This window comes from Wukongibacter baidiensis, from assembly GCF_050888315.1.
Classification (GTDB): Bacteria; Bacillota; Clostridia; order Peptostreptococcales; family Caminicellaceae; genus Wukongibacter; species Wukongibacter baidiensis.
This window is the reverse complement of sequence record NZ_CP138202.1, coordinates 323,527-342,359: the sequence shown is the minus strand read 5'-3', so window position 1 is coordinate 342,359 and position 18,833 is coordinate 323,527. Positions and strand designations below refer to the sequence as shown.

Genomic DNA, 18,833 nt, shown 5'->3' with positions numbered 1-18,833 from the left:
GACACCTTATGTCATATTAAGAAAGGATTTTTTTATGCGTGCAGATAGACTTTTATCTATTATTTCCTTGTTACAACTTCATAAACAGATAACTGCAAAAGAATTGGCCGATATACTAGAAGTTTCAATTAGAACTATATATCGGGATATTGATGCATTAACCACCATGGGTGTCCCTGTAATTACCGATCGTGGCCATGATGGTGGGATTAAACTTCTAGGAGATTATAAAACTGACTTAACGGGGCTTAATGATGAGGAGCTTCAATATTTGTTTCTACCTCCTCCACAAAAAGTATTGACCGATTTAGATATTAAAGATCTCAATTATCACTCACTGTTAAAACTAATAGGATCAGCATCTAAGCATCAATTAGATTTAATTGAAAACATTCAAAACTATATTTATATAGATATGTATTCTTGGAATGAAACTAACTATACTAACAAAGAAATTTTATATAAACTACAGAAGGCCATTTGGAATGCTAGTCAAATAGCAATTAATTACGCTAAAGCTACTGGAGAGAAAAAGGTTAACCTAAAACCCCTTGGACTTGTTAATAAAAAAGGGATTTGGTATTTAGCTGCTATTGATGATGTTGTTAAGATATATAAGGTATCTTCGATTACCAATGTATTGATAAGCGATTTACAATTTGAAAGGCCTCATAACTTTAATCTTGAAGAATATTGGAAAAAGTCGACTTCTGACTTTATGAAGAAAATACCGAAATATAGAATTAGAATTGAAGCTGCTTCTGGAGTATCTAGGTATATAGAAAGCAGGAAATTTATATCTATAATTGATAAACATTCTAAGGAAGACACTACTTTACTAACTATCGAATTCAATGCAAAATGGGAAGCTGTTGAATTTGTCCTTGGATATGGAGATAAAATTCAAATAATTGAGCCTGAGGAAGTAAAAACTGAAGTTATTGAAATTGCAAGACAGCTTATAGATAAGTATGGTGCTAAACCATAAAATCAAGGTAGAAAAATACCTTCATTAAAGAAAGACACTGGTTTCAAAATTATTAATATATTTAGTATTGAAGACCAGTTAGCAAAAGTCGACGGTTTCTAATTAAACAGATCGATAATTTCTTCTAACTGGTCTTATACAGGAGCATAAAGCGGAACTGCCTATTTATACTATTAACTTACTTTTTCGCAGGAACATAACTTTCATTATCGAAGAAATCTTTCTTAATTTCCCTACATTTTTTAGTCATCATAACAACACCTATTACATTAGGTATAACAACTGCCGCCAATAGAATATCAAGGAAGTTGTAGATAGTTGCAAGGTCACTTGTAGATGCAATAACAACAACTACAATATAAACTACTAACATGAACTTAGCAAATTTATTGCCGAATAAGTATCTAGCCATTTGCTCGCCATAAAAGCAATTTCCTATTACTGTTGAAAGTACAAAGAAAATAAGACAGAAAGTCATAAAATACATTGCAAAGGTCTCTCCAATTACAGCTCCAATAGCTACACTTGGAATCGTAGCAGCCGCCTTAGGTCCCATTGTAGTCCATAATCCTGTTGTCAAAGTTAGGAAAGCTGTTGTACTACAAACAAAGAATGTATCTACAATAACTTCAAACATCGCCCACATACCTTGACGACCTGGGTGATCTGTAATGGCAGCAGCATGTGCAATACCAGCTTGCCCCATTCCTGCTTCATTAGAATATACACCCCTAGCTACACCCCAACGTGCCGCAGCGGCGATACCAGCACCAGCGAATCCACCTGTCGCTGCCACAGGTGTGAAGGCAGATTTAAATATTAATACAATTGCGCCGGGAAGATTAGCAATATTTAAGGCAATTATAATCCAAGCCACAGCAAGATAGATAAGAACCATTCCAGGAATAAGCTTTTCAGTAACCTTTCCTATACGTTTTATTCCACCAAATACAACTAGTCCAGCAAAAATAGCTATTAAAATACCAGATGCTATTTTAGGTATACCTAATGCAGCCGCATTTTCTGATACAGCAACTGCTTGTGATCCTACGGAAGGAATAAGTTCTAACATAAGAACAAATGCGAACAATGTACCTAACCATTTAGCATTTAAACCTTTAGATAAATAATGGCTTGGTCCTCCTACAAATGTACCATCAACTTTATCTTTTTCACGGTACTCAACACTTAATGCGACTTCAGCCCATTTAATTCCTAAGCCAAGCACACCACTTAGCCACATCCAGAAAATAGCTCCTGGTCCACCCATGGCTATTGCTACAGGCACACCTATTATATTAGATGCTCCTACGGTATTAGCCAGAGCAGATGTTGTGGCTTGAAAGGCCGTGATAGTACCATCTCCCGTTTTATCAGGTTTTATGAGTTTACCCATTGTTTCAGCCATAATAAATTTAAAATGTCTAAACTGTACAAAATCTAAGGCAATTGTCATCCATAAGCCACCACCTACTAGAAGTATTAACATAGGTGGTCCCCATAGAAAACTACTTATACTCGTTACGATCTCTATAATCTTATCCATAATTCACCTCATGTTTTTATTTTTATTAAGATTTTATATAACTACACAAATACACTGTCCTATTTCTAGGTATTTAATATATTTAGTACTTATTAACAGCATCCATACTAAAGGTATCTTCTTTAAAATCATTCAGATAAGGTAACCTTGATCTTTCTTTCACTACATCACCCAAGTCAATTTCACAGTATAAAATTTCTTCATTTTCATTACTTGCCTGTGCCAATACTCTACCAGAAGGATGTACAACTTTTGAGCACCCGCAAGATCCATCCCCAACTGGATTAGCACCAACCATAAAGAACAGATTAAATAATGCATTACCTGATAAATCAATATGCCATCTGTCCTCAGCAGGAATACTCCACACAGCAGGTACAAATACTATTTCTGCGCCCTTTAACGCCATTATTCTTGAAGGTTCTGGGAATTCAACATCATAGCAAATCATAATCCCAATTTTTCCAAGCGGCGTATCATAAACAGGAAATTCTTTACCTTCTCTAAACTTAAGCTTTTCCTGTCCCCATGCATTTACCTTTCTCATGTTTCCGATAGTTTCGCCTTTATCACTAATAAATACAGCTGAGTTATACATTCTTCCGAGAATCTCTACAGATTCGGCATATCCAGCTATAATATATAGTCCAGTTCTTTTAGCGACCTCACGTAAAGTTTGAACCATTGGACCATCAATAGGTTCTGCTAGCTTCTGAAGTTCATTTGACTCAAGGTGGTATCCTGAATAAAACAATTCAGGTAAACATACAATGTCAGCATTATTTTTTGCTGCTTCTTCTATAAAGGCAACACCCCTTTCTAAATTAGTCTTAGTATCTCCTTGTTCAGATTTCATTTGGATAACTGCAACTTTTAGTTTTCTATCCCTTGCCATAATTAAACACTCTCCTACATTTTATTAGTCTAATTGGTTAAGCCACGCCTTTTTCAGAGTCCCCTTCCCTCCCCTTTCAATAATTCTTGGCTTATTAATGAAATCGTGATTAACCTTCTTAAACTCACTTTTATCCTTTGACTAAGAAGATATATTGCATAAAACATGCCAAAAAATAAAAAGAGGCCGTCTACTATATAACATAGTAAACAAGCCACTTTATGATAGGTCAGTATATATTCAAAATATAAAATAACATCTAAATGCGCAATGCTTTTCTTAAAGTACGAATCCCTTTGCGTAGACAAAGGACCTTAGTAACTATATCTCTATATGCCCCTTGTACTCAAAGTTATTATTTAATTCAATAATTTCCTTCCTAATATACATGGGAGATTTTTGGGAAAACTTGCTAACAACAAACAAAGTTATATATGATGTCATACCTGCTGCAAAAGCATAAAAGATATGTAGTCTTGAGGTAAGATCAAAAGCAACCCATATCGTCAATACTAGAAAGCCACTGAGTTGAGCAAAGATGGCACCACTTAAAGTTGCTTTATCCGAGTACAATCCAACTAATATAGGTATGCCCGCAAGACCAAGGATACTCCATCCCATCCAGGCAGTTGCCAAAACAGACTTAATGCTAAAAGAAATAAAAACAACTATACTACCTAACAAAACAGTTATTATTTTACTCACTACAATTAAATGCCTTGGTGAAGACTTGGGTTTCTTTATATAGTAAATATCATTAACAAAAATTGAGCTTGTTAGCATAATCAACGAATCAGCAGTAGACATTATAGCTGCAATAATTCCACCTAAGATGATTCCCCTCCAAAACGGACTCATCATCTTCATAAAAAATTGAATAAAAATAGTTTCAATATCTCCGTTTAGGGGAAGTAATGTAGGGTTTTGAAATTGTGTCCTCATATATAAAGATGTTAGAAGAACTCCGCCAAACAAAATAATTTGAAAAGATACACTCATTATCCCTGCAGTCTTAAGCCTATCTTTATTTCTAACAGACATGTATTTAGTCATTAAAGTAGGCTGCCCAAGCCAATTCATTATTCCATCACCGATAAAGGTAGTAATACCAAGAATGATATTAGTAATGTTGCTTATCGGAGATAGGTAAAATTCAGGATGTATTGTATTGACGTACTTCATATCAGACCAAATAGACGAAAATCCTTTACTTATTTTCAGGACAACCAATCCAGCCAAAAGGCTTCCAATTATCATAGAAATCCCTTGGAAAACATCTGTCCAGCACACAGCGTTAAAACCACCGATAACAATATATGTAACCATTATTGTAGCAAAAATAATAATCGAATAGTCATATGATAGCCCAATAGTTACATTAATCAGTTTTCCAGCAGCAATCAACTGACCACTTACATACATCACTGTAGCTATAAGAATCATAGACCCAGTAATATAGGTCAAAGCATTATTTTTATCCACATATCTTTTCTTGAGAATCTCGATTACAGTAAGAGCTCCAGTATATTCTGAATAAACTCTCACCTTCTTACTAACAACTTTATAACACAAAATAATTCCAATTATAGAGCTAGGTATTATCAACCATAGACTTTGTAAACCCTGCTCATATATCATTCCAGAAAATCCTAGGAATAACAATCCACTCATAGAGGTTGAAGTGAAAGTAAGGGCAAGGATAAAAGCGTTTGTTCTTCTGCCACCTAAAAAGTACATTTCAATATTCTGAGGTCTAATTGAAGCAATAACTCCAATAATCATCGTAATAGTAAAATAGAAAAGAGAAAAACCCATAACCATAAGTTTATCAATCATAAGATATCTTCCTTATCTATAATCTTATATTCCTGTAACTTATACAAAATATTTCTATGGCTAATACCTAATAACTGAGCTGCCTTAGTTCGATTACCATTCGCTTTATTCAATGCACGTTCAATCATTTCCTTTTCAACTTGCATCTTCACTTGTCCAAGTGTATTCTTAAGATCAAAGGTATCATCAGGAATGGAAATCTTAATCCTACTTTTTGCCTCGCCAAAGACATTTTCAAAGTCTTGTATTCTTAAGGTTGTATCATCCGCTAATACAATAGCTGACTGAATAACATGCTCTAATTCTCGAACATTTCCAGGCCAGATATACTTTCGTAAAAATTCAATGGCATCATCTGTAATAGCATGAATATTGCGTTTAAACAACCTTGCATATTTTTCGATAAAATAATCTATCAATAGCAAAATATCATTTTCACGTCTTCTAAGAGGAGGTAATTTTATTTCGACAACCTTAATTCTGTAATACAAGTCTTGCCTAAATAAACCTTCCTCAACCATTTGCTCCAAATCGCGATTTGATGATGAGATAATGCGAGTGTTAAAGGGATATAGATTTGAGCCGCCGACACGTCTAACAACTTTTTCTTGTAAAACCCTCAGAAGCTTAACTTGCATGTGCAGAGGTATTTCACTGATTTCATCTAAGAAGATAGTTCCACCATCGGCCTCCTCAAACATCCCCTTTTTTTCTCCGGTCGCCCCAGTAAACGCTCCCTTTTCATGACCAAAAAACTCAGATTCAAATAAGTTCTCAGGAATAGCTGCACAATTGACCGGAATAAAAGCTTCTGATGCTCTAGAGCTATAAGAATGAATAGCCCTTGCAATTAGTTCTTTCCCTGTACCATTTTCACCAGTTACTAAAACAGAAGTAAACACTTTTGAAACTTTATCTACTTTGTCAAACACTTTCTGCATAGAACAACTAGATCCAATAATGTTTTTCTTCAATTCATATCGCTTCTTTATTTGAGTTTTAAACTTCTCATTCTCATTTTCTAGCTTTTTTATATGGAGTAACCTGTTAACGATTCTAATAATATCATCGTTGATAAAGGGCTTAGTAACATATTCTTCAGCACCAAGTTTGATTGCTTCAACAGCAGATTCTATACTTCCATAGGCAGTCATAATTATGAACTTGCAGTCATAGTTAATTTCTTTTTTTAGCTTAATTAGTTCTAGTCCATTAACATTAGGTAACCTTATATCACATAAAATAATTTCATAGACGTTATCGATAATCAGTTTCTTAGCACTAGCCCCATCACCAGCAGTGCTAACTTCAAATCCTTCCTTTTTAAAGATGAAAGAAAGATTCTGTCTCAAATTTATTTCATCTTCAATAATTAGCATTCTCTTCTCCACCGTATTCCTCCTTTTCTAGGCTTAAATCAATAGTAAAAATTGTCCCTTCACCATAATTGCTATCAACTGAAATGGTACCATTATGCGAATGAATAATTTGCATACATATAAATAGGCCTAAACCAAATCCATTTCCTACATCCTTAGTAGTAAAGAATGGATCAAATATTTTTTCCATATCTTCTTCCTTAACTCCATGTCCAGAATCCCTAATTCTAATTCGTATACCTTTTTCAAGCTTTAAAGTCCTAATATGTATAAAACCATTACCGTCAATAGCTTGATAGGCATTCTGAATTATATTAGTAAAAGCCATGCAGATTCGATCCTTATCAGCAATTATACCTGGAAGATTCTTTGACAAGTCCATGATCAATTCAACATTATCTTTTTTCTTATTATCGGAAATGTTGTCAATAGACTCAGATATAATATCGTTAATATTTACCTTTATTTTTGCTTCATCCTTGTATTTTCTAAAATCTAAGAACTCTTTAATTAGCACATCAATTTTTTTAGAGTCGTTTAATATCTTGTCATAGTAATCATTCTTTTCCTTTTCGTTTAACTCATACTTCTTTAGTATTTGTGTAGAACTAATAATTGAGGATAGAGGATTCCCAATTTCATGGGCAATACCAGACGCAAATCGTCCCATAGTAACTAGTTTTTCAGAGCGTAGGTATTTTTCAAGGTATATTTTTTTCTCATAATTGACTTTTTTATAGCTGTCGCTAATCCAAATATAACGGGAGATAATAGAGTCATATACCTTATATAGTAATTTAAACCAAATAATACTTCCAATAAGTAAGACTATCATTGAAAAAAACTGAAATTGCTTATGCTTTGAACTCATGATTACATTCTTAGATAGTATAACTAAATTAGCTAAAACTTGTCCATCCTTAGTAATTTCAGACTTAGCAGATATAAACTCTTCAGTATACCAGTTATCTTCAAGAATATAATCATCAGAGTCTATTATTTTCTTAATATGATTTGCATCTAATCCGTATCCCTTGGACTTGTATATAAGTTCTCCTTTAGTATCAATGAGAATATAAAAACTCTCTGTATCACTGGGGAAGATTTTATTCCATTCAAGATCTTTTATAGAAAATTCATTATTTGGGCCACTGGTATCTAAATAATTAATACTATTGGCTAAAACCTGAGCAATCCCATTTGTGTGATTACCCATAAAGCCTTCTATCTTTTTCTGGTAAGACATTTGCTCAGTCATTAAAATGATAATAAGTAATATCGGAATAAGCAAAATACTAACTATTCCTAATAGTATTTGCTTAGAAATTTCTTTATTTATATCTTGATGATCTCTATTTATATCCATTCTATTAATAGTCCTTTCTTGATATATTACATATAAACTATTTTAACATAGTTCTATTAGGATATTGATGCAATAAATATGCCACTTATTAACTAATAAAATAAATTAGAACTCAAATATAAAAACAGTATTGGAGCTATTTTTTTCTATATCTATTATCTTTTTTTACATACTACGCATTTTTTTGCGTATAGTACGCAAGCCTTTTCATATGAAATAAAAAAGAACTACATTTGATAATTTCTTGTTAGTAGTTAAACACAACTAAATAGTTATTATATTTAGATGATTTATGTTTTTTCTAATTTAATGTATAATATACATAATATACTATATAGTTTTCTTATCAAATCACTAAAAAAAATTCTAAAAGGAGAATTCCTATGATTGGCATACTATTAAGGATTGTAATACTTCTTCTTGTTGAAACTATTGCTTTTTACTTTATGATACCTAGTAATTTCAACATCACTCATCTTCCCTCCTTTTTTCTTTTATGGGCTTTAATAAGCTTCATACTATTTGGTAGGAAGTTATCGGATTTGAGTATTTTTTCTTCACTAGGTATGCTAGGTAGAGGTAGTCGATCAGCTGTAGATTTAGCTGGAGAAGCTGCTGAGAGAATGGTTGGTACAAATCGTGAGAGATATAAATTCTTTAGGAAGTTCAAAATACATTCAAAGGACTTTGCATACTTAGTTGTTTGCATTATAAATCTACTACTCTACTTGATTATAAAACTATTTATATAGAAGGTGTGTTGATTTTGGATAAAACTCAGATAATTTTATTAGTAATTTGGTCAGCTGTTATTATTCTTTATATAGGGCTTTTTATAGCTAATAGAGAAAAAGCAAAGAAGAGAATTAAAGAAATGACAATCTACGTAATTTTAGTTTTTCTAGTATACAAAATTATTGGAGATCATTTTCCTCCTGCACTGATACCACCATTAGTACTTTTACCTTTTGTTTATCGGAACCATAGAAATATGAAAAAGGATAAATAGATTGTATGTATCATAATTTCTCTTACACAAATCTTGTATATGCGAAGCGAAAAATTAGCCACCAAAACCTCATTGGTGGCTACAATTTTTGAGGTCATTTTTCGAAGAAAAATCTGACCAAAACGAAGTGTTTCGATGTTCTTGAGTTTTTATTAAGGTATAATAATTATGCTTGATTGTTAGCCTCAATAATTTCTTTTAGCTGTACATTTTCATTTCTAAATCTTGATCTACTCTTTTCACCTTTCAATCTGATGGCATTTTGCGGACAATTATGGGTACAAGCATAACACCTGATACATTTGTGCTTAAACTCGGGGTGACCGTTTACCTGAATATTATTCACTGGACATACCCTTTGACAAACACCACATCCATTGCAGTGGCTTTCTACAGTAAATTTTTTATCATAATCTCCAACCTCCTTATTATACATTCTGTGCCCAAAACTACTAATATGCCTCATTAAGAAGTTCGATGTTTTTTTGTACTTTCTCTTAGATTTAATATCCGAAATAATCATATCAATATTCTCATCTATTTTCTTTGTATGCTGATCCCTAATTTGCTGGTCCATATCATAGTATTTAATGGAGTTATCTACCATTAATAAGCTATTGAGATAAGACATTTCTATACCATTCTTTTTCGCGATCTCCTTAAAATGGTCTAGTGCTCCCCCTGAGGTTTTACCATATGTTAAAATTCCAAAGAAGTAATCGGATTTCAGTTCCACCTTCTCTAAGAATTCCTTTACTATTGTTGGAGTACTTGCTACATAACATGGAAAGATAATACCAATCTTCTCATCTTCGAAGCTAAAAGGTCCTTCATTCAGCACCTTTGGTATGGAATACAGTTCACCTCCAAGCTTTTTAGCTACAGAAAGACAATTACCAGATGCCGTAAAATAGAATAATTTCATGTGTTAATACCTCCATTTTTTTTGATTTCTTTATAATATTTTTAGCACTTTTGGTTTAAATATAATACATACTCAAGAGTGACTAGTCACTCTTAGAACTTTATAAAATTAGAGGAACTTTACATTCCTCATTATAATTTTAAATGTTATTTTAATATGCCTTTAAATAAAAGATCAAATGCCTTATCGATATGTCCATCTAAATCATCAACTTCATTATTTATCAGATAGAATGATAAAGCGTTTGTTGCTCCTGCCATACATACAACTAGAAGATTCAATTCTTCATCACTTATCCCCGTCTCGTTTTTCAAAAGTTCTTTCTTTTCGCAAACAGCTTGTAACCCGTTTTTGGTATTTTCCTTATCCAGGCGGCTTGCATAAGGAGAGTTATTAAATTGCTCTTGAAATTTCAAGTAGTCGGGATTCGTGATTCCCCACTGTATAGCACTTTTCCAAAGGGATTTCATTGATTCCCCGATTTCAAGATTTTTATCAAACTTCCTGTCAAGATATTGCTTAAAATCTAGCTTTACATGCCTGTAGATTTCATTTATTAATTCTTCCTTTGTCTTAAAACGATTGAATAACGCCCCATTAGATACTCCTGAAGCCTTAGCAATCTTAGATGTAGAAGTTCCATGGAAGCCGAACTCATTAAACAGTTTCAGTGATGTTAATAGAATCTTTTCTCTTACGTTATCGTCCACAAATATCCTCCTTGCTCAAGAGCGACTACTCTCTCTTATTTTACACACACCTTTTAGGTTTGTCAATAGAATGGAAAGCAAAGTAGTGATTCAAAGAGTAGTTTACTGCTTTAGATTACGAATATATCCTATGTTGCCTGCTCTTCAACAGGATAATGGGATATGTCCCCTTGCAAAACAATATTTCTACTATCATTTTTGACTTCGACAATATTTAAACATGTAGAATGCATAAAGGCACCCTTCCAAAAGTCCTTCAATTCCTTATCCTCAAGATATGTAAAAATTGCCTTCAAAACAACGGCATGGGCGACAATTAAAACATTTTTTCCTTCATACTTTGTAATTATTTTTTCTATTTCATTACCTGCTCTATTCAAAACCTGCGAAACCGTCTCCCCGCCTATCGGACTATATAAGTGAGGAAAACTCCAAAGATTTTTATATTCTTCTGGCCAAGACTCTTCAATTTCTGTATGTAGTTGACCTTGCCAATTACCAAAATGCATTTCTCTTAGATTATCATTAGGTATTATTTCAATATCTCTATCTCCCCTAATAACTTCTGCTGTTCTAAATGCTCTTCCACTTGAACTAGAAATAATTATATCGAGCTCCACATCATTTAATCTTTCACCAAGCCACTTGGCTTGCTGTTTACCTAACGCTGTGAGCGCTGAATCCATCTGACCTTGCATCCTACCTTCAAGATTCCATTCAGTTTGACCATGTCTTGTTATATAGAGCTTTGTCATAATATCCCCCTTTAAATATAATTAACTTATATACGATATATATCCATTTAATATTATAACATGTTTTGGTATTATCTTACTTTTAATAGTATCATATCTACAAGATAGATATATTTCCGGATGTAAGGTCGCTCCTTATTATCTCATATACATACTTTTAACTGCTAAGAAATATAATGATATTAAACCCGACTTGAGCTACTTTATTTTAAAGGGGGGGATTAAGTGAATAAGAATATATATGACTATATAGTAATAGGATCGGGCCCTGCTGGAGCGGTTATAGCTAAGACTCTTTCTGATGATAGAAGAAATTCTGTGTTGCTTTTGGAAGCGGGTGAAAATAATGATAGAGATGAAGCTATTCGCAATTCTAATCTTGCTACTTCACTTTTATTTGAGTATTTTCCAGAATATTTTTGGCAAGGAAAAGGGGTACCTCAAAAAAATGTTAACAATAGAGCTTTTCTTTGGTCTGGCGGCAGAATATTAGGCGGAGGTTCATCTGTAAATATTGAGCAATATGTTCGGCCAACACCAGATGTATTAAAGAAATTGGAAACCTTAAACGGTAGTCAGTGGTCTCCCGAAGCTGCTACTAAAAGATTTAAAGAATTAGAGAAATATAATGGTATAACTGATAATCCAGGAGCACATGGATATAATGGACGACTTAGCATACGGCAAACCCCAAGAGTCCCCACTCTAATGTCTGAAAAAATTGTATCGGCCATCAAAGAGGCTACAGGATTAAAAGAAATTCTTGATTATAATAATCCCAATACTCCAATGGGTCCCTTTACTCGCTGGCAACTAACTCAGAAAGCAAATGGTAATCGGGATAGTGCTTCTATGGCCTTTCTCTCATCTGATATAGTAAACAATAAGGGCCATGGAAGAAATGGTAGGAAGTTATTAGTTCTTACTAAATCTACAGCACTTAGAATCATTTTTTCAAATAAAGAGAATACTGGTATAGAGTTTCTAAAAGAAAGAGAATGTTACAGTGTCTATGCCCGCAAAAAAGTCATCTTATCAGCAGGCTTTAATAGTCCTAAGCTTCTAATGCTATCAGGAATTGGTCCATCTGCCATTCTTAAAAAAGCTGGAATTCCAGTTATATTAGATAATCCCAGCGTTGGAAAGCAACTAAGTAATCATATATTTAACACTGCAGTTTTCTCTTATAACAAAGATGATATGTCTTTACCTCCTAATGATCCAAACACTATTTATGTAAGTGGAGCTTTCTTACCAGATCCAATGCCAAATTCCAATCCATGTCGGCGAGAAATACAGGTTATTCCATCGGTATTTGGAGACTCTCTATTCATGGCATTTGCTCTTCTACAACCTAGAAGCCGTGGAACAATAAAAGTACAATCTAGAGATCCTTTAAAAATGGTTCTTGCAAATGACAGATTTCTTCATAATCCATCCGACTTAGAGTTAATGAAGAATACATTTAAAATTTATCTTAAGAATATAGCAAATAGCCTCAAATCTATTGATTCTAAGTATCAACTTATTACGCCAAGACCTGATGACCTCAATAATGACAAGTACCTTGAAAACTATATTAAAGAGAACATATTTGAAACCTATCATCAACAGGGAACTATCCGAATGGCACCACTTAAGGATGGTGGAGTAGTTAATTCTAAAGGAGAGGTATACGGAGTAAAGGACTTAATAGTTGCTGATAATTCAATAATGCCAATGCCTTCCGATGGCAATACTTGTGCAACAGCATATCTCATTGGTTTGACAATTGCACAGCAGCTATTAAATGAATAGAAAATTGATGATTGAAAAAATAAGGTGAGATATGAATACTCTCACCTTACCTACTAGTAAGCACCTACATAGTTATTATCACCTATAAATAATAATCTGAATAATGACGTATCTATAAGTTTATTTGCTAAATCAGTAAATCTTTTCACCCTATCTCTTTTTTATAGGTACATAGATATCCATAACCGTATCAGGACGGAAGTGGCAGCGTTCATCATAGAATTCAAAATCTAGCTTTCCTTCATCGTACTCATATCCACTATTTTTAAACCACTCTTCAAAGATATACTTCCATGTTTGCTTTATAATTTTTGAAAAATTAGCTTGATTATCTTCTATTTTACTCGTGGTGTCGATTGGAGGCGTAGTGAATACTGCGTATTCCGCCTCAGGTACTTCAATAGTTACCATGTCATCAGTAGCATTATCAAAGTTCTCTACGATGACGCCAAGCAAATAAGTTAGGCTTCCCTTATGTTTTGAATCCGGTACACATATTCCTACTTCACCATGCTTTGGAGGATTGAGTAACTCATACATTTTACTTTCCCAGCCCTCCGTATCATAATCATGCCAAAATGCGGCTATATCCTTTGTATAGCTTCCATCTTCAATATTGGTCCTAATACCATAACCTGCAACCTTAAATGCTGGTTTCTTTATAATAACTGGATTCATAATATAACCTCCAAATTCAAATGTTGTATTTCTCTTTGATACAAGTTCACTAATCCCAGCCATTCTTACAGCATATTGTGAAGGACTGTATCCATAAGCCCTACGAAATGCCTTTGAAAAGCCACTGTGGGTTTCGAAACAATAATCGAAAGCAATATCTATAATCTTCTTTCCACTAAAAAGATCTACTGCAGCCAATGACAATCTCCTTTGACGGATATACTCCATCACCGATAGATTCATGCATATTTGAAATACTCTACCGAAGTGATACTGTGAGTATCCAACGCTCTGGGCTACAATTTGTGGTGTCAATTTTTCCTTTATATTTTCTTCGATAAAGTCGATACTGCGCTCGATATCCTTGCTATAATTCAATCTAACATCGTTCCTTTCTCCCTAGGGTAATTACATTATAGCAACAACATTTGAATATGGCTGTTCCTGGATTGCTACTATGGTTTTAACTTGAAATTTATATAATCAATTGCATTATCTTGAAGCTCAGGAACAGAATAAGGATATCTATCTGCAAATCTAATATCTGTCCAACCAAACTGCTCCATGGTTTGCTCTTTAGAGGCTCCATACTTTAGACACATATAAGCAGCTGTATGTCTTAAATCTCTTGGAGAATAGGAATTCTTCAACTTAGCATCCTTACAGGCCCTTTCTAGAATTAATCTGATCCACCTAGAACTTATAGGTTTATTAAACTTGTTTAGAAAAACATACTCCTCATGACTTACTGGTCTTTGATTAAGTCTATATTCTTCTAATAATTTTGCAATATCCGAGTTTACTTTAACTAGTCTTTCATGGCCATTAGGTAGCTTAAACCTTATTCCAACGTTACCATTGGCGTCATCAAATATTTGATTCCATCTTAAATTAATAGTTTCCCTTACAGTAAGCCCACTTGTGAATATTAGCATAAGGGCTAGATAATCTCTAGTATTATATTCCTTTAATGCTGTAATTAGCTTGTCTAATTCATCCCAGGATATAATCTTTTCTTGACTTATATTTCTCTTAGCCTTAGGCTTGTCTGTTCTCTTAAAAAAGTTTGAGAAGTTATCAGGAATGAAGTCACATATAGATTTCAAACCTTGAACGTGATTAGCAAAACTAAAAAGATAAGAATAAACTTTCTCGGCTGTAGCAACGGATATTTTATTCTTTTTAGTACTGAATAATACCTTACCTAGTCGTAACTTATCATCTACACCCTCATTTACTTTCCGATTCAAATAATCTATATATTCATTACAATCCTCATAAGTAATCTCAAGAAAATCCTTCTCGATAAAGTAGCAAAACTTCTCTATCTCTCGTACATAGTCTTTTTTTGTTCTGTCCAACTTAAAACCCGAGACAAAGTCCTCAAGAAGTCTTATGGTATTAGTAGATAAGTAGTTTTCCATAAGTATCCACCTCACTTTAACTGGAATTTATATGTATAATACGTTATATTTTCTATATATTTACATTGTATCAAAATCTACCGAGTAGAACAAATAGATGTTAAAAATAGTAGTCTTATTGTAGAAAAATTTTAAGTATTATTGTTAATGAAAGCTTTATTTTAACTTATAAGTTAAGAATTGAGGTGAGATATGTTAATTAGTTCAAAAGTATATGTTCTACGCGGAATATATTACTCTTACAGCGCCATTTTCTTCTTTGATTTTCACTATGTTATCCTATGAATTAACTAATTATCTATTTATATTATCTAGTCTCTCTTTATTATCTGGCGACATCTCAAATGGTTTATCAAGTTTACTACAAGGATAGTCAGCGCAATAGGCACAATTATCTATATTCCTTTCAATGCCACATCTTCTTATTTCACATTCCTTGCAAAATTTAAATATAGGACCTGAACTGTCTTTTGAACATCCATTGCAATTTATATCCTTTGCATCTAGTATGTAATCATCGCTAGACCATTCTTGTGCTAAAACTTCCTTTTTTGCATTATCCTCTTCTTTTGTTGCAATATAAGCTGGACATTCATTACATAACAAACCACAATAAGCGATATTTCCCATGATATCCCCCTATTTCTCACTTTCAGTATTCTTTGACAAAAGTTAAGCTATGAGGCTTTAAATTAACTTGCATAGAGTAGTTTAAAGCTCTCATAGCTATATTTCTAAGTATCAAGCAGACTTATATCTATCTAATGATAAGTTCTACTTATATACCACTTCAAACTCTTCGAATACTACTTCCATATCTTCAGTAAATTCTTTACCAACTTCAGATAACTCTTTAGTAAAGAAATCTATATGGACCCTTCTCCAATATTCTAGAGACTTATCCCCTTCTCCTTCAATTTTTGCAAATTCTTCTGTCACTTCTTTGAATGGCATAATATTAACTTTTTTAATTTCAATAATGCATTGAGCAATACCTTTCCAGTCTGTGATTATACTTAATTGGCCTTCTTTTGGCAACTCCTCACCTTCTAATCCATACCAGTAGTAAAGACTAGTTGTTCCTCTTTTAACGCCATCTTTAACTAATTCAGCTAAGCTATTTGCAATTTCTTCATTGTTAGAAAAATGCCAAGACGTATATTCTATATCTTCTTTCTTAATTGATTCTGCTAGTGTTTCTAAATAGTTGTTAAGCATTTCATGTACCGATTCATGTTCTTTTATCATGTCTAATCCCCTCTTTTTTATCTAATAATTATCTACTATGTTTTATAATTAGAAATGTCCTTCAAATATACTTTTCAGTATTTTTTCCATCTCTTCCTTTGAAATATCTATTGGATTAGATCTTGTAGAGCCCTTCAAAGAGTTCTTCACCAATTCTTCAAAGTCGTTATAGAAATCTTTTTCATTTATACCCGCATCCTTAAATGACATAGGTATATTTAGCATTCTGTTTAGATTTCTAACTGCTTCTACCATGCTATCTACTTTCATAGCCTTTGCTAAGTAGTCTAATTTTTCTTTAACCACTGGGTCCTTAGAATTATAATGAAGTACATACGGCAAGGCGATTCCATTTAAAAGACCATGTCCCAAATCGTATTTTCCACCGAAAGCGTGAGAAATTCCGTGGGCCATACCCAAACCTACATTGTGAAAGGCCATTCCTGCTATACATTGATAGTTGTGTACTTTTTCTCGGCTTTCAATTGTTTTTTCATTATAGGATATTGGAAGATATCTAAATAATCCTTCTATAGCACCCTTTGCCAAGGATTCCGTAAAATCATCTAAATTATGGTTTATGTAGCACTCTAGGGCATGGGTCAATGCATCCATTCCGGTCTCAGCTACAACATTGTCGGGCATTGACATCGTAAGTTCAGGATCTAATATTGCTATATCTGGTATAAAGGCATTTGATTTAAGTCCTATCTTTAAATCTCTGTCTCTATATGTAATTACTGCAGCCTTAGTTACTTCCGTACCAGTCCCTGAAGTAGTTGGAATTGAAATAAACTCAATGTTTTTTCTTACCTCCGGCAAAGATCCCTTAAGTACATTTTCAAAGTTAAGGTTTGGATATTCATAAAATACAGCCATGACCTTAGCTGCATCAATTGGAGACCCGCCACCTAGTGCAAGAACAGTATCAGGTTTAAACTTCTTCATCTCAAGTACACCTTTGTTTACTATATCAGTATCTGGATTTTTTTTAATACCTGACATTATTGTATATTCTTTTCCACACTCATCAAGCATGTTCTTTATTCTATCAATAGTTCCATTGTCAAACATAGACTTTCCACCGGTGACGATAAAGATTCTTGTTCCCTTAATTTCCTTGATATAATCAAGAGTCCCCTTACCAGTCACTAGTTTATCACCATTCAGTTTCAATACTTTCATCTAATTCCACCCCTTCTATTCTCTATATTAACTTTCCCATTATAAGTAATGCTTCTTTGGATTTGAAAGGTTTCATTCATATTATATCATTAAATAAAAAAGCAGCCTCTAATGTTTCACCTAACAGGAGACTGTTTATATGGGTCTTGAGTAAAGTAAGGTTTTCTAATCTAAATATTTTCCCATAACAACATACTCATTACCCTTCTTTTTAAAAGTTTTTTCTGTCTCAGCTAAACCAAATTTTCTGTAAAAACCGGCCTTCTCTTTCCTTGCATTGCACCAAATATATCTTACTCCGAGTTTAGCAGCTTCTTCTAGCACATAACTAAGCAATTTGCTGCCATACCCCATCCCTTGTCTCTTCTCAAGGGTAGCGAACTTTCTAAATTGAGCTTTACCTTCATTAATAAATAAACTAATAACGGAAACAATGGTTTTATCTTCTATGATACCGTAGTGAATTCCCCTATCATCATTTTCCATCTTAACAAAGTCAATATCCTCATTAGGCCACATGACCTTATGCCGTATTTCCCATGTATCCTCGGCATTTATTCTTACTATATTCATTCCGACACTCCTTTGAACCTTTAAGGATTCTTATTAAAAGTCTTTTATGAAGATTATATCATCATAAGATTGGATACAATACATAAAATCATAAATTATTAAGGCTATAAAGTAAAAACCCGATAAAGCAAATATACCTTATCGGGTTTTGAACCGTTCCTCTTATATGTACACGACTATTCTATTCATAATTACTTACAGTAATACTTCATTAAGAAAATTATTCCGTAAGAGTACTTTTCCACTCTTTAAAAATCATTTTTCTTGAACCCTCTTTTACAGCAGGATCTTCCGATGCTAATTTATAGGCTGTATCGTAGTCCGATGCCTTATAAATAATTAATCCTCCAGAGTGATCCATGAAAGGACCCTTTGCAAAGATGTTTCCAAGCTCTATATGTTTATTTAGATATGCAATATGAATTTCTAATAGTTCTTTATCCTTTACCGGATCAACCTTATCTAAGTATGCTACAAAATACGGCACCCTATTTTCCCCCTCATATCTTTTCCTTTAGT

Annotated in this window: 19 protein-coding genes; 4 read left to right on the top strand and 15 right to left on the bottom strand. The window is 33.3% G+C overall.

The features are described 5' to 3' along the window. The first annotated feature begins 34 nt into the window (after positions 1 to 34). The gene (locus tag R9X47_RS01625) at positions 35 to 988 is read left to right on the top strand and encodes a helix-turn-helix transcriptional regulator (protein WP_432664945.1); all 954 of its coding nucleotides are present in this window, start codon (positions 35 to 37) and stop codon (positions 986 to 988) included. A 178-nt stretch (positions 989 to 1,166) separates the two neighbouring features. Here R9X47_RS01625 and R9X47_RS01620 read toward each other — a convergent pair whose 3' ends face one another. The 5 genes from R9X47_RS01620 to R9X47_RS01600 all read right to left on the bottom strand — a co-directional run bounded on the left by R9X47_RS01620 (position 1,167) and on the right by R9X47_RS01600 (position 8,010). Beyond that, positions 1,167 to 2,534 (bottom strand): alanine/glycine:cation symporter family protein, encoded by a 1,368-nt coding sequence (locus tag R9X47_RS01620; protein ID WP_432664944.1) that lies wholly within the window; start codon positions 2,532 to 2,534, stop codon positions 1,167 to 1,169. An 82-nt stretch (positions 2,535 to 2,616) separates the two neighbouring features. Continuing rightward, the gene (locus tag R9X47_RS01615) at positions 2,617 to 3,429 is read right to left on the bottom strand and encodes a nitrilase-related carbon-nitrogen hydrolase (RefSeq protein WP_432664943.1); all 813 of its coding nucleotides are present in this window, start codon (positions 3,427 to 3,429) and stop codon (positions 2,617 to 2,619) included. Positions 3,430 to 3,750: 321 nt separating this feature from the next. Continuing rightward, a complete protein-coding gene (locus R9X47_RS01610; RefSeq protein WP_432664942.1) occupies positions 3,751 to 5,265 on the bottom strand; it encodes a sodium:solute symporter family transporter in 1,515 nt (504 codons plus the stop codon). Continuing rightward, a complete protein-coding gene (locus R9X47_RS01605) occupies positions 5,262 to 6,656 on the bottom strand; it encodes a sigma-54-dependent transcriptional regulator (RefSeq protein ID WP_432664941.1) in 1,395 nt (464 codons plus the stop codon). Before R9X47_RS01605 ends, R9X47_RS01610 begins: the two co-directional genes overlap by 4 nt. Beyond that, a complete protein-coding gene (locus tag R9X47_RS01600) occupies positions 6,631 to 8,010 on the bottom strand; it encodes a sensor histidine kinase (protein ID WP_432664940.1) in 1,380 nt (459 codons plus the stop codon). Before R9X47_RS01600 ends, R9X47_RS01605 begins: the two co-directional genes overlap by 26 nt. Before the next feature lie 383 nt (positions 8,011 to 8,393). Between R9X47_RS01600 and R9X47_RS01595 the strand changes: the two genes are divergently transcribed. Next, positions 8,394 to 8,762, top strand: coding sequence for a hypothetical protein (locus R9X47_RS01595; protein ID WP_432664939.1), 369 nt, complete (start codon positions 8,394 to 8,396; stop codon positions 8,760 to 8,762). Positions 8,763 to 8,776: 14 nt separating this feature from the next. Continuing rightward, the gene (locus tag R9X47_RS01590; protein ID WP_432664938.1) at positions 8,777 to 9,019 is read left to right on the top strand and encodes a hypothetical protein; all 243 of its coding nucleotides are present in this window, start codon (positions 8,777 to 8,779) and stop codon (positions 9,017 to 9,019) included. A gap of 166 nt (positions 9,020 to 9,185) precedes the next feature. Here the strand turns inward: R9X47_RS01590 and R9X47_RS01585 are convergent, their stop codons facing one another. The 3 genes from R9X47_RS01585 to R9X47_RS01575 all read right to left on the bottom strand — a co-directional run bounded on the left by R9X47_RS01585 (position 9,186) and on the right by R9X47_RS01575 (position 11,409). Then, positions 9,186 to 9,944 carry an EFR1 family ferrodoxin gene (locus R9X47_RS01585; RefSeq protein ID WP_432664937.1) on the bottom strand — a complete coding sequence of 253 codons (759 nt, stop codon included), beginning with the start codon at positions 9,942 to 9,944 and terminating at the stop codon, positions 9,186 to 9,188. A 146-nt stretch (positions 9,945 to 10,090) separates the two neighbouring features. Beyond that, the gene (locus R9X47_RS01580) at positions 10,091 to 10,654 is read right to left on the bottom strand and encodes a TetR/AcrR family transcriptional regulator (RefSeq protein WP_432664936.1); all 564 of its coding nucleotides are present in this window, start codon (positions 10,652 to 10,654) and stop codon (positions 10,091 to 10,093) included. Positions 10,655 to 10,782: 128 nt separating this feature from the next. Continuing rightward, positions 10,783 to 11,409, bottom strand: coding sequence for a histidine phosphatase family protein (locus R9X47_RS01575; protein WP_432664935.1), 627 nt, complete (start codon positions 11,407 to 11,409; stop codon positions 10,783 to 10,785). 225 nt (positions 11,410 to 11,634) lie between these two features. On the opposite strand from R9X47_RS01575, the gene R9X47_RS01570 reads away from it, so the two are divergent. Continuing rightward, complete coding sequence (locus tag R9X47_RS01570; RefSeq protein WP_432664934.1) at positions 11,635 to 13,206, top strand: GMC family oxidoreductase; 1,572 nt, start codon at positions 11,635 to 11,637, stop codon at positions 13,204 to 13,206. Between the two features lie 150 nt (positions 13,207 to 13,356). On the opposite strand, the gene R9X47_RS01565 is transcribed toward R9X47_RS01570, so the two are convergent. The 7 genes from R9X47_RS01565 to R9X47_RS01535 all read right to left on the bottom strand — a co-directional run bounded on the left by R9X47_RS01565 (position 13,357) and on the right by R9X47_RS01535 (position 18,801). After that, a complete protein-coding gene (locus R9X47_RS01565) occupies positions 13,357 to 14,262 on the bottom strand; it encodes an AraC family transcriptional regulator (RefSeq protein WP_432664933.1) in 906 nt (301 codons plus the stop codon). Between the two features lie 77 nt (positions 14,263 to 14,339). Beyond that, positions 14,340 to 15,308 (bottom strand): tyrosine-type recombinase/integrase, encoded by a 969-nt coding sequence (locus tag R9X47_RS01560; RefSeq protein ID WP_432664932.1) that lies wholly within the window; start codon positions 15,306 to 15,308, stop codon positions 14,340 to 14,342. A 294-nt stretch (positions 15,309 to 15,602) separates the two neighbouring features. Further along, on the bottom strand, positions 15,603 to 15,938 hold the full coding sequence (locus tag R9X47_RS01555) for a DUF3795 domain-containing protein (RefSeq protein WP_432664931.1): 336 nt from the start codon (positions 15,936 to 15,938) through the stop codon (positions 15,603 to 15,605). A gap of 144 nt (positions 15,939 to 16,082) precedes the next feature. Then, positions 16,083 to 16,556 carry an ASCH domain-containing protein gene (locus R9X47_RS01550; protein WP_432664930.1) on the bottom strand — a complete coding sequence of 158 codons (474 nt, stop codon included), beginning with the start codon at positions 16,554 to 16,556 and terminating at the stop codon, positions 16,083 to 16,085. 48 nt (positions 16,557 to 16,604) lie between these two features. Then, a complete protein-coding gene (locus R9X47_RS01545; protein WP_432664929.1) occupies positions 16,605 to 17,741 on the bottom strand; it encodes an iron-containing alcohol dehydrogenase in 1,137 nt (378 codons plus the stop codon). 165 nt (positions 17,742 to 17,906) lie between these two features. Then, entirely contained in the window at positions 17,907 to 18,314 is a 408-nt protein-coding gene (locus R9X47_RS01540; RefSeq protein ID WP_432664928.1) for a GNAT family N-acetyltransferase, read from the bottom strand. Positions 18,315 to 18,534: 220 nt separating this feature from the next. Beyond that, the gene (locus R9X47_RS01535; RefSeq protein WP_432664927.1) at positions 18,535 to 18,801 is read right to left on the bottom strand and encodes a YciI family protein; all 267 of its coding nucleotides are present in this window, start codon (positions 18,799 to 18,801) and stop codon (positions 18,535 to 18,537) included. Between the last annotated feature and the right edge of the window lie 32 nt (positions 18,802 to 18,833).